Source organism: Hydrogenophaga sp., assembly GCF_051007235.1.
Taxonomy (GTDB): domain Bacteria; phylum Pseudomonadota; class Gammaproteobacteria; order Burkholderiales; family Burkholderiaceae_C; genus Hydrogenophaga.
Genome location: NZ_JBPCSJ010000558.1, coordinates 1 through 11,232 on the forward strand (window position 1 = coordinate 1; position 11,232 = coordinate 11,232).

Sequence of the window (11,232 nt, forward strand, 5' to 3'; positions counted from 1 at the left end):
ACCAGCTTCTTCAACCCCGCCGGCGGCGGTGACCCGGTGATGTACCAGCACATCTTCTGGTTCTTCGGCCACCCCGAGGTCTACATCATGATCCTGCCGGCCTTCGGCATCGTGAGCCAGGTCGTGCCCGCCTTCGCACGCAAGAAGCTGTTCGGCTACGCCTCCATGGTGTACGCCACCGGTTCCATCGCCATCCTGTCCTTCGTCGTGTGGGCGCACCACATGTTCACCACCGGCATGCCGGTGACGGGCCAGCTGTTCTTCATGTACTCGACCATGCTGATCGCCGTGCCCACGGGCGTGAAGATCTTCAACTGGATCGCCACCATGTGGAAAGGCTCGATGACCTTCGAGACCCCGATGCTGTGGGCTGTCGGCTTCATCTTCGTGTTCACCATCGGCGGTTTCACCGGGCTGATCCTGTCCATGGCGCCGATCGACATCAACTTCCAGGACACCTATTACGTTGTGGCACACTTCCACTACGTGCTGGTGGCCGGTTCTCTGTTCGAGATGTTCTCGGGCATCTACTACTGGCTGCCCAAGTGGACCGGCGTGATGTACAGCGAGACCCGCGGCAAGCTGCACTTCTGGTGGTCGATGATCTCCTTCAACATCACCTTCTTCCCGATGCACTTCCTGGGTCTGGCTGGCATGCCGCGCCGTTACGCCGACTACCCGATGCAGTTCGCCGACTTCAACGCGGTTGCTTCGGTCGGGGCCTTTGCCTTCGGTCTGGCCCAGGTCTACTTCTTCGTGTTCGTCATCATCCCCGCCATGCGCGGTCAGGGCCCGAAGGCCGTGCAGAAGCCTTGGGAAGGTGCTGAAGGTCTGGAGTGGGAAGTGCCTTCGCCGGCGCCCTTCCACACGTTCGAAAACCCGCCCAAGCTCGACGTCACCGCCACCAAGGTGATCGGCTGATCCATTCGCAACGCCATCTGTTTTGCCATGACGCCTGAACAAAAGAAAAACAACCTGCGCCTGGGGCTGATCCTGGCCTCGGTAGCGATCGTCTTCTTCGCAGGCTTTGTGGGCAAGATGGTGCTGCTGGGCGGCTGACCCAGGCCAGCGCACCCGCAACCTCGGTACGTTTATCTCATGGCGCTGCAACGCGAAAACCTCAAGATGGTCGGCAAGCTCGGCGTGATCACGCTGGGCATGTTCGCCTTTGGCTACGCGCTGGTGCCCATGTACAAGGCCATCTGCGAAGCCACTGGCATCAACGTGCTGGCCATCGGAGAACGACAGGTGCCTGGCAACGCGGCCAAGTTGCCTGCGAACACACAGGTAGACGCCTCGCGCACCATCACGGTGGAATTCGACGTCAACGTGCGGGGCCCCTGGCATTTCAAGCCCGAGGTGCGCAGTCTGCAGGTGCATCCTGGGCAGCTGACCACGGTCATGTACGAGTTCCAGAACGTGCAAGACCGCACCATGGCCGCGCAGGCCATCCCAAGCTACGCGCCCAAGCAGGCCATGGCGCACTTCAACAAGCTGGAGTGTTTCTGCTTCACGCAGTACACCCTGGCCCCGGGTGAAAAGAAAGCCTGGCCGGTGGCGTTCGTCATCGACCCCAAACTGCCCAAGGACGTGACCACGATCACGCTGTCCTACACCTTCTTTGAAGTGGGCGGGCCGGTACCACCGGCACCGCAAGACGTGGCGACCCGTGTAGCCGAGCCGGTCGCAGCCAAGGGGGCGGTGTGACCCAGCCCGCTCACCAACGCCGGGCCAGCCTGTGGGACACGGTCAAGGCCGTGCTCTGGAGCTTCCTTGGCGTGCGCCGTCGCAGCGATTTCCAGGACGATGTGGCCAAGCTGAATCCGCTGCACCTGATGGCGGTGGGGGTGGCCATGGCCCTGCTTTTTGTTTTTGGCCTGATCCTTCTGGTCAATTGGGTGGTGAGCTGATCCATCGCCTTTCCGTTTCTTTTGTATTTCCATTCAAACAAGCGCAAGCACTTAGGAGTGAGCATGTCAGCAGCAACACACGGCACGACGCCCTACTACTTCGTCCCCGGACCTTCGCGGCATCCGGTGATGGCGGCCATCGGCCTGTTCTTTGTGATCCTGGGTGCGGGTCAGTGGATCAACGGTGCCGACTGGGGCATGTATTCGCTGGCGTTCGGCCTGGCCTTCTGGGGCGTGGTGCTGTTCCAGTGGTTCCGCGATGCGGTCGTCGAGAGCGAAGGTGGCCTCTACGGGCACAAGATCGACCTGTCTTACCGCTGGAGCATGAGCTGGTTCATCTTCTCGGAGGTGATGTTCTTCGGCGCTTTCTTCACCGCCCTCTGGTGGGCCCGCACCCATTCGGTGCCGGCGCTGGGCAACATTGAAAACGCGCTGATCTGGCCCGACTTCTCGGCTGTGTGGCCGAGCGTTCAGGCGGGTGCCACCGCCTCGCCGGCTGGCATCGTCGAGCCGTTCCAGACCATGGGCCCGTTCTGGCTGCCCACGATCAACACCGCCCTGCTGCTGACGTCGGGGGTGACCTTGACGATTGCCCACCATGCGCTGCAAGCCGGCAACCGCAGCAAGACCATCGCCTTCATGTGGATGACGGTGATCCTGGGCATCGTGTTCCTGTTCGTTCAGGGCTACGAGTACGCCCATGCTTACAGCGAATACAACCTCAAGCTGACCTCGGGCATCTTTGGCTCCACCTTCTTCCTGCTGACCGGCTTCCACGGCTTCCATGTGTTCGTGGGCATGCTGATGCTGCTGTTCATCACCCTTCGCCTGCAAAAGGGCCACTTCACCGCGCAGCGCCACTTCGGTTTCGAAGGCGCTGCCTGGTACTGGCACTTTGTGGTCGTGGTGTGGCTTGGTCTGTACATCCTGGTCTACTGGATGTGATGTCCGTGCGCGTTGGCTGACCGCTGCGGTCGTCAACGCCGCCCGCAAAAAAAAGCGCCGATGGGCGCTTTTTTTGTGGGTGCTCGGTACGGGTTCAAGGCTGCATCGGCAGTCCGGTCGGATGGATCCAGCCCATGCGGTAGCTGATGAGCACCAGAACGAACAGAGCGATGGAGAAGCCCACGCGAAACGCCAAGGCGCGGGCCATGTGGTTCTTGCGCGGCGTGGCCTCTTCGGTGTCGGTCGTGCCCTGTCCGCGCATCATGAACACCAGCGCCGCCACCAGGCTACCGATGATGGCAATGAAAGCCACAATCACAAGATATGTCATCCAAGCATTATCGGCGGAATGAGCTGGCGCGGAGCCTACAGACAAGGGCTGCAGCGTCGCGTCAACCTGCGCATGGCGGTGCCGCATGAGCCCTCCCGCGCGTCGATCGGGCCGTTTCTGGCTCGGCACCCTGGCCACACTGCTGACCATGGCGCTCACGACGTCGCTGGGCCTGTGGCAGCTCGCGCGCGCCGCACAGAAGCAGGCGTTGCAGGACGGCATCGCGGCACAGGGCGCGCTGGCCGCCTGGAGCACGCGTGAACTGCTGGCCAGCGCCCGACCGGCCGACGCCCTGCACCGCCCGGTGGACCTGACCGGGCGCTGGGTGGCGGGTGCCAACGTCTTTCTCGACAACCGGCCGATGGGTGGGCGCACCGGCTTCGTGTTGCTCACGCCGCTGAGGCTGGACGGTAGCGACCGCGCTGTGCTGGTGCAGCGGGGCTGGGTGCCACGCGACTTTCTGGACCGCAACAAGCTGCCCGATGTGTCGACGCCCGCGGACGTGGTTCAGGTTCAGGGGCGTTTGGCCCCGCCGCCGAGCCAGCTATTCGAGCTGGGGGTGGGTCCTCCAGGGGCGATCCGGCAAAATGTGGACCTGTCGGCGCTGGCCGGGGAGTGGGGCGTTCCATTGCTGGAGGGGGTATCGATCCTCCAGACCGGCCCGCAAGACACCCGCCTGCAACGCGACTGGCCGCGCTTCGTTGGCGACGCCCACAAACACTACGGTTACGCCGTGCAATGGTTCGCCATGTGCGCGACGGCCGCTGCCCTTTACCTCTGGTTCCAGATCCTTCTTCCGCGCTCCCGGCGCCGTACCCATGGCACAGACCCCCGATGAACCCCTGACGCTGACCGTGCACAGCCTGCCCACCCCTGGGCAGGAAGGCAGCTTCGACGCCGCCAAGACCCGCGCCGGCCGCTGGAAGATGATCGCGCTGCTGCTGGTGAGTGCTTCACCTGTGATCGCCTCGTACTTCACCTATTACGTGGTCCGCCCCGAGGGGCGCCGCAACTACGGCGAACTGATCAACCCGCAAAAGCCTTTGCCACCGCTGGCGGCGGTCGACGTGCAGGGCCGCAGCGTGCCATTGACCAGCCTGAAAGACCAGTGGCTGCTCATCAGCGTGGCGGATTCGGCTTGCGACGACGCGTGCCAGCAGCATTTGTACGTGCAGCGTCAGCTGCGCGAAACCCTGGGCAAAGAGAAGGACCGGTTGGACTGGGTCTGGTTGCGCACCGATGCCAGGCCCTTGGCCGAGCCCCTGAAAGCCGCCACCGCAACGGCGACCGTGCTGCAGGTCGATGCCCAGGCGCTGGCGGGCTGGCTGCAGCCGTCCCCCGGCCAGCGCCTGCAAGACCACCTGTACGTGGTGGACCCGATCGGCAACTGGATGATGCGCTTCCCCGCCAACGCCGACCCCAAGCAAATCAAGCGCGACCTCGATCGCCTGTTGCGCGCCTCGGCGTTCTGGGACAAGCCTGGCCGCCTGCCCGACGCGGCGCCGGCCGTGAGCGGCTGACCCGTCCTCTTGCACCATGGACACCACACAGCCCCTTTACGACCTCGCGCCGCTGGCCCGCATGATGCTGCTGGGCGTGGTCATCGCGCTCGGTCCGCTCACCTGGGTGTGGCTGCGCAACCGCCAGGCCCCGGCCGCGCAGCGCCTGCGCGTGCTGACACTGCTCACGCTGTTCCTCACCTTTGACCTCGTGCTGTTCGGCGCCTTCACGCGCCTGACCGATTCGGGGCTGGGTTGCCCCGACTGGCCGGGTTGCTACGGCAGCGCCAGCCCGTTCGGGGCGCATGCCGACATCAGCGCTGCGCAGCAGGCCATGCCCACCGGTCCGGTGACCCATTCCAAAGCCTGGGTCGAGATGATCCACCGCTACCTCGCCACCGCGGTGGGCGTGCTCATCCTAGTGCTGGCCAGCGTCAGCTGGGTGGAGCGCAAACGCCTGAAGATCTCGCACTGGTGGCCCATGGTCACGCTGTTCTGGGTCTGCCTGCAAGGCGCGTTCGGCGCGCTGACGGTGACCATGAAGCTGTTTCCTGCCATCGTCACCCTGCACCTGCTGGGTGGCATGGCGCTGCTGGCGCTGTTGCGCGCACAGGCGGTGGCGTACGCGCTGGCCGAACCCGACAGCCGCGGACCGGCGCACCTGAACAACGGCACACGCTTCGCGCTGGGGTTGGTCTACGCCCTGCTGTGGCTGCAGATCGCCCTGGGCGGCTGGGTCAGCACCAACTATGCTGTGCTGGCTTGCAGCGACTTTCCCACCTGCCAGGGCAGCTGGTGGCCCGAGATGGACCTGCGCCACGGCTTTGCGTTGTGGCGCGACCTGGGCATGGCCCACACCGGCGACGCATTGCCCTTCGCAGCGCTGACCGCCATCCACTACGTGCACCGGCTCAGCGCCTACGTGGTCTTCATCGCACTGGGCTGGCTGGCGTGGCGTCTCTGGGCCGCGCGCGACACCCGGCCCACGGCGCGGTGGATCATCGCGCTGGCGCTGTGGCAGTTCCTCAGCGGCCTGAGCAATGTGGTGCTCGGCTGGCCCCTGGTGGCTGCGGTCGCCCACACGGGCGGCGCGGCCGGGCTGGTGATTGTGCTGACCGGCGCCATTTTCGGCACCCGCACCGCCTATGACACCGTGAGCGCCTCCAAATTCAACATCTCCCGCCTGACCTGATGAGCACCGCGCCCACCCCCACCGCCCTGATCGCACCGCTGCCGGTCTGGCGCCAGTTCTACGCGCTGACCAAGCCGCGCGTCATCCAGCTCATCGTGTTCTGCGCCCTGATCGGCATGGTGCTGGCCGTGCCCGGGTTACCCAGCTGGCCGCAGGTGCAGTTGGCGGCCATCGCCTCGTTCGGCATCTGGCTGGTGTCGGGTGCCGCCGCGGCGTTCAACTGCGTGGTCGAGCAGCACATCGACGCCAAGATGAAGCGCACCGCCTGGCGCCCCACCGCCAAAGGCCAGCTGAGCAACACACAGACCCTCACCTTCTCGGCCCTGCTGTGCGGCATCGGCTCGGCCATCCTGTACATCTGGGTCAACCCGCTCACGATGTGGCTGACCTTCGCCACTTTCGTGGGTTACGCGGTCATCTACACCGTCATCCTCAAGCCGCTGACGCCGCAGAACATCGTGATCGGTGGAGCGTCGGGCGCCATGCCGCCGGTGCTGGGCTGGGCCGCCATGACCGGAGTGGTCGCGCCCGAGGCGCTGATCCTGTTCCTGATCATCTTTCTCTGGACGCCGCCGCACTTCTGGGCGCTGGCGCTGTACCGGGTCGAGGACTACCGCAAGTCCGGCCTGCCCATGCTGCCGGTCACGCACGGGTCCGAGTTCACGCGGCTGCAGATCCTGCTCTACACCTTTGTGCTGTTCGCCGCCTGTCTCATGCCTTTCATCATGCGCATGAGCGGCTACTTCTACCTGGCGGTGGCCGTGCTGCTCAGCATCGGTTTCTGCGGCTACGCCTTCGCGCTTTGGCGCGACTATTCCGATGGCCTGGCCCGCAAGACCTTCCGTTTCTCGCTCATCCACCTGTCGCTGCTGTTCGCGGCGCTGCTCATCGACCACTATTTGCCATGAACGTTCTGCGCCGACTCACCGTGCTCGGGGGCCTGTGTGCGGCCCTGCTGGCGGGCTGTTCCGACAAGCCGGCCGATGCCACCGCGTCGGGTTTTGCCAGCATCGACATCACCGGTGCTGACTACGCCAATGGCTTCCAGCTGACCGACCACAACGGCCAGCAGCGCACGCTGGCCGACTTCAAGGGCAAGGTGGTGGTGGTGTTCTTCGGCTACACCCAGTGCCCGGACGAGTGCCCCACCTCGCTGAGCGAGCTGGCCGAAGCCAAACGCCTGCTGGGCGCCGACGGCGACAGGCTGCAGGGCCTGTTCATCAGTGTGGACCCGGCGCGCGACACGCCCCAGGTGATGAAGGAGTACATGGCCAGTTTCGACCCCAGCTTCCTCGCGCTCTACACCACCGCCGACGGGCTGCCCGAACTGGCCAAGCGCTTTCGCGTGTACTACAAGAAGGTCGATGGCCAGACCCCCACCAGCTACACCATGGACCACTCGGCCGGCAGCTACGTGTACGACAAGCAGGGCCGCGTGCGCCTGTACACCCGCTATGGCAGCGGTGCACCCGCGCTCGCGGGCGATGTGAAGAAGCTGCTGGCTGAGTGAGGCCGCAGACATTTCCAGCAAAAACGGCACCTGAGGGTGCCGTTTTGTTTGGGGTGTTGTCCGTTTACACCTGCTCAATCCACCTTCGCGCCGCTGAGCTTGACCACGCGCTCGTACCGGTTGCGCTCCTGGGACAGGAAGGCCGCAAAAGCCTCCGGCGTGCTGGGGGCAGGCTCGGCCATCAGCGTGGCGAAACGGGCCTTCACCTCCGGCGTGTTCAGCGCCGCGTTGAAGGCCGCGCTGAGTTTTCGAACGGTCTCGGCTGGCGTGCCGGCCGGGGCCACCAGGCCCCACCAGGTGTCGATCTGGAAGCCCGGCAGGGTTTCGGCCACGGTGGGCACATCGGACATGAGCGCGCTGCGCTGGGCGGTGGTCACGGCCAGGGCCTTGAGCTTGCCAGCGCGGATGTTGGTGGCCGCCGCGGCCAGGTTGTCGAAGTTGTAGTCCACCTGGCCAGACAACAGGCCCAGCTGCGCCGGGTTGGCCCCGTTGTAGGGGATGTGCAGCGCGAACACGCCCGCCTGCTGCTTGAACAGTTCGCCCGCCAGGTGGCCGGCGCTGCCGTTGCCGCCCGAGCCGTAGTTCAGCTCGGCCGGGTGAGCCATGGCGGGTTTGATCAGGTCGGCCAGGGTGTTGATGTTCAGACGCTTCGCGGTGTCGGCGTTCACCACCAGCACGTTGGGCACGCGCAGCATCTGCGTGACCGGGGCGAAGTCCTTCACCGGGTCGTAGGGCAGCTGCTTGAACAGCCAGGGGTTGATGCCGTGCGAGGCGGTGGTGGCGATGCCCAGCGTCAGCCCATCGGGCGCGGCCTTGGCCACTGCGCCCATGCCGATGTTGCCGCCCGCGCCGGGCCGATTCTCGATGATCACGGTGCCCAGTGAGCCCTTGACCGCCTCGGCCAGCACGCGCGCCGTGACGTCGATGGGGCCGCCCGCTGCGAATGGCACGACGATGCGCGTGACTTTGTCCTGTGCGAACACCGGTGTGGCCAGCAGGGCGCTGGCGGCAAGGGCGATGATTTGGCGACGGGTGGTGCTCACAGCTTGTCCTTGGCGCTGGTGAAGGAGTCGGCGAAGAAGGCCTCTTCGGGCAGGCCGGCGGCGACGTACTCGCGCCGCGCCGATTCCACCACGATGGGTGCGCCGCAGGCGTAGACCTCGTGACCCGACAGGTCGGGCAGGTCTTGCAGCACGGCGCTGTGCACAAAGCCGGTGCGACCGGTCCAGCCGTCTTCGGGCAGGGCGTCGCTGACCACCGGCACGTAGCGCAGGTTCGCCATCACCCCCAGCTGCGCTTCGATCCACGCGGCCTGGTACAGGTCGGCCGGGCGGCGGCCGCCCCAGTACAGGGTGGCCGGCCGCGTGATGCCTTTGTGCGCCATGTGTTCCAGGATGGCCTTGATCGGCGCGAACCCGGTGCCCGAGGCCAGCAGCACGATGGGTTTGTTGCTGTCCTCGCGCAGGTAAAAGCTGCCGTACGGCCCTTCGATGCGCAAGATGTCCTTTTCCTTCATCGTGCCGAACACCTGGTCGGTGAACTTGCCGCCCGGCATGTGGCGGATGTGCAGCTCCATCTGCGGGCCGGCTGCCTGGGTGTGCGGCGCGTTCGCCATCGAATAGCTGCGGCGGTCGCCGTCGCGTAACAGGAACTCCACGTACTGCCCCGCGTGGTACTGGAAGGCGTCGGCCGCCGGCAGCTGCAGGCGCAGCACGATCACGTCGTGCGAGGCGCGTTCCAGGCTGCTCACGCGCACCGGCATTTTCTTGATCGGGAAGGCCCCGGCCTCGGTCACCTGGCGCGATTCGAGCACCAAGTCGCTCTGCGCCGTACCGCAGCAGGTCAGCACATAGCCCGCGGCTTCTTCGGCCTCGCTCAGCGCCTTGGCCTGGTGGGGGCCGTGGCTCACGCTGCCGCTGACCAGCTTGCATTTGCAGGAGCCGCAGGCGCCGTCCTTGCAGCCGTAGGGCAGCCCGATGCCCTGGCGGATGCCAGCGGCGAGCAGGGTTTCGGAGGTGTCGGCCTGGAAGGCGCGCCCGCTGGGCTGCACGGTGATGGTGAAGGTCATGATGGGAATGAGACTACAGTGAGACGGATGAACAGACGCTGAACACAACGCGTCAGACGCTTTCAGGCCCTTTTCGATTCTCCCAAATTCCGAGCACATGACATTTCTAGGAGCCTTGCCCGCCCGTTTCCGTCGCGAACGGGTGTTGATCGTGGGTTGTGGCGATGTGGGCCAGCGTGCTGCGCGCACCCTGGGCAACGGGCGTCGGGTGCGCCTGCTGGCGCTGACCTCCAGCACCGAACGCAGCGCCGCCTTGCGCGCACAGGGCATCACACCCTTGCGGGGCAACCTGGACGACCCGGCCTCGCTGCAGCGTCTGGCCGGTCTGGGCACGCGCGTGTTGCACCTGGCGCCACCGCCCTCGGGCGAGGGCCAGGACTGGCGCCTGGACACCCGCACCCGCGCGCTGACCCGCGCGCTGTGGCGCCGTGGCGCGCCGGCCAGCCTGGTCTACGGCTCCACCAGCGGCGTGTACGGCGACTGTGGTGGCCGCTGGGTGAGTGAGGCCACGCCGGTACAACCGAGCACGCCGCGCGCCTGGCGCCGGGTCGACGCCGAGGCCACCGTGCGCTGGTTCGGGCGCATCACCGGCAGCCGCAGCACCGTGCTGCGCATTCCTGGCATCTACGCGCCCGACCGCGACGGCGGCACGCCGCGGGCCCGCCTGGAGCGCGGCACGCCGGTGCTGCGCGCCGAAGACGACGTTTACACCAACCACATCCACGCCGACGACCTGGCGCGTGCCTGCGTGCTGGCGCTGTGGCGGGCGCGGCCGCAACGGGTGGTCAACGTGACCGACGACACCACGCTCAAGATGGGCGACTACTTCGATCTCGCGGCCGATCTGTACGGACTGCCGCGGCCCACGCGCATCGCGCGCGACACCGCGGGCGAACAGCTGCCCCTGATGCTGCTGAGCTTCATGAGCGAATCGCGCCGCCTGCACAATCAGCGCATGAAAACCGAACTGGGCCTGCGGCTGCGCTACCCCACGGTGGCCGAGGGCCTGCGGCCCTAGCCGGGGCCCGATGTGACGATGATCGCCACCGCGTGCAGCAGGTACACCGCCACCAGCGCACGGCCGGTGGAGCGGCCCAGGTGGGTGGGCCGGCGTTCGTCGCGGCCGCGCAGGTAGAGCACCAGTGCCAGGCCGGCCATCACCGGCAGGTCGCGCCAGAGCACCGCGGACTCCACGTCCAGCGGCTCGATCAGGCCGGCCAGCCCGGCCACCGCCAGCGTGTTGAACAGTCCTGCGCCCACCACATGGCCCAGGGCGATGTCGTCTTCGCCCTTGCGGGCCGCGGCCACGCAGGTGGCCAGGCTGGGCAGGGTGATGCCCAGTGCCACCACGCCCAGACCCAGGGTCAGGTCGCTCACGCCCAGTTCCAGGGCCACTTCGACGGCGCCCCACACCAGCAGTGCAGCGCCTGCGGCCAGCACGAGCAGGGCCAGCAGCACCCGGCGCACTGCGTGGCCCGTGCCCAGCGGTTGGGCGGGCAGTTCGAGCGCGGTGTCGTCGGCCAGTGCGTCGGGTTCGCGGCGCTGCGACTGCCGCCACGTCCAGACCAGCAGCGCCACGAAGCCGGCCAGCAGCAGCGCCGCGTCCAGGCGCGAGAGCACGCCGTCCCACCGCAGCAGACCGGTCAGTACCGTGGCCCCCAGCAGCAGAGGCAGTTCGCGGTGCAGCACGGGGGAGCGGGCGCTGATGGGCCGCACCAGCACCGTCACCCCCAGCACCAGCGACAGGCCGACGATGTTGGCTCCCCAGGCACTGCCC

15 protein-coding genes are annotated in these 11,232 nt (G+C 66.5%); 11 read left to right on the plus strand and 4 right to left on the minus strand.

Annotation, left to right across the window (positions count from 1 at the left end; translation table 11 throughout):
* The 5 genes from ACR2JA_RS19745 to ACR2JA_RS19765 form a co-directional block, all read left to right on the plus strand.
* A partial coding sequence (locus tag ACR2JA_RS19745; protein WP_434010763.1) for a cbb3-type cytochrome c oxidase subunit I occupies positions 1–921 on the plus strand: 921 nt, incomplete at its 5' end.
* Positions 922–948: 27 nt separating this feature from the next.
* Positions 949–1,059, plus strand: coding sequence for a cytochrome oxidase small assembly protein (locus ACR2JA_RS19750; protein WP_434010764.1), 111 nt, complete (start codon positions 949–951; stop codon positions 1,057–1,059).
* A gap of 39 nt (positions 1,060–1,098) precedes the next feature.
* Positions 1,099–1,707 (plus strand): cytochrome c oxidase assembly protein, encoded by a 609-nt coding sequence (locus ACR2JA_RS19755; RefSeq protein ID WP_434010765.1) that lies wholly within the window; start codon positions 1,099–1,101, stop codon positions 1,705–1,707.
* Positions 1,704–1,910, plus strand: a complete 207-nt coding sequence (locus ACR2JA_RS19760; protein ID WP_434010766.1) for a DUF2970 domain-containing protein — start codon at positions 1,704–1,706, stop codon at positions 1,908–1,910. The genes ACR2JA_RS19755 and ACR2JA_RS19760 overlap by 4 nt, the downstream gene beginning before the upstream one ends.
* Positions 1,911–1,973: 63 nt before the next feature.
* Positions 1,974–2,855 carry a cytochrome c oxidase subunit 3 gene (locus ACR2JA_RS19765; RefSeq protein WP_434010767.1) on the plus strand — a complete coding sequence of 294 codons (882 nt, stop codon included), beginning with the start codon at positions 1,974–1,976 and terminating at the stop codon, positions 2,853–2,855.
* A gap of 94 nt (positions 2,856–2,949) precedes the next feature.
* Here ACR2JA_RS19765 and ACR2JA_RS19770 read toward each other — a convergent pair whose 3' ends face one another.
* Positions 2,950–3,186 (minus strand): twin transmembrane helix small protein, encoded by a 237-nt coding sequence (locus ACR2JA_RS19770; protein WP_434010768.1) that lies wholly within the window; start codon positions 3,184–3,186, stop codon positions 2,950–2,952.
* 85 nt (positions 3,187–3,271) lie between these two features.
* Between ACR2JA_RS19770 and ACR2JA_RS19775 the strand changes: the two genes are divergently transcribed.
* From ACR2JA_RS19775 to ACR2JA_RS19795, 5 genes are read left to right on the plus strand one after another with little or no spacing between them, the layout of a single operon-like run.
* Positions 3,272–4,024, plus strand: a complete 753-nt coding sequence (locus ACR2JA_RS19775; protein WP_434010769.1) for an SURF1 family protein — start codon at positions 3,272–3,274, stop codon at positions 4,022–4,024.
* Positions 4,005–4,706, plus strand: coding sequence for an SCO family protein (locus tag ACR2JA_RS19780; RefSeq protein WP_434010770.1), 702 nt, complete (start codon positions 4,005–4,007; stop codon positions 4,704–4,706). Before ACR2JA_RS19775 ends, ACR2JA_RS19780 begins: the two co-directional genes overlap by 20 nt.
* Before the next feature lie 16 nt (positions 4,707–4,722).
* Positions 4,723–5,877 (plus strand): COX15/CtaA family protein, encoded by a 1,155-nt coding sequence (locus ACR2JA_RS19785; RefSeq protein ID WP_434010771.1) that lies wholly within the window; start codon positions 4,723–4,725, stop codon positions 5,875–5,877.
* Positions 5,877–6,785: a heme o synthase gene (cyoE, locus tag ACR2JA_RS19790; RefSeq protein ID WP_434010772.1), complete on the plus strand. Its 909-nt coding sequence runs from the start codon at positions 5,877–5,879 to the stop codon at positions 6,783–6,785. Before ACR2JA_RS19785 ends, cyoE begins: the two co-directional genes overlap by 1 nt.
* On the plus strand, positions 6,782–7,387 hold the full coding sequence (locus tag ACR2JA_RS19795; protein ID WP_434010773.1) for an SCO family protein: 606 nt from the start codon (positions 6,782–6,784) through the stop codon (positions 7,385–7,387). Before cyoE ends, ACR2JA_RS19795 begins: the two co-directional genes overlap by 4 nt.
* 74 nt (positions 7,388–7,461) lie before the next feature.
* On the opposite strand, the gene ACR2JA_RS19800 is transcribed toward ACR2JA_RS19795, so the two are convergent.
* Both ACR2JA_RS19800 and ACR2JA_RS19805 read right to left on the minus strand, forming a co-directional pair.
* Complete coding sequence (locus ACR2JA_RS19800) at positions 7,462–8,430, minus strand: Bug family tripartite tricarboxylate transporter substrate binding protein (protein WP_434010774.1); 969 nt, start codon at positions 8,428–8,430, stop codon at positions 7,462–7,464.
* Entirely contained in the window at positions 8,427–9,455 is a 1,029-nt protein-coding gene (locus ACR2JA_RS19805; RefSeq protein ID WP_434010775.1) for a CDP-6-deoxy-delta-3,4-glucoseen reductase, read from the minus strand. Before ACR2JA_RS19805 ends, ACR2JA_RS19800 begins: the two co-directional genes overlap by 4 nt.
* Positions 9,456–9,552: 97 nt before the next feature.
* Between ACR2JA_RS19805 and ACR2JA_RS19810 the strand changes: the two genes are divergently transcribed.
* Entirely contained in the window at positions 9,553–10,473 is a 921-nt protein-coding gene (locus tag ACR2JA_RS19810; RefSeq protein WP_434010776.1) for an SDR family oxidoreductase, read from the plus strand.
* Here ACR2JA_RS19810 and ACR2JA_RS19815 read toward each other — a convergent pair.
* Positions 10,470–11,232: sodium:calcium antiporter (locus tag ACR2JA_RS19815; RefSeq protein WP_434010777.1), on the minus strand; the 763-nt coding region annotated here is incomplete at its 5' end. The genes ACR2JA_RS19810 and ACR2JA_RS19815 overlap by 4 nt on opposite strands.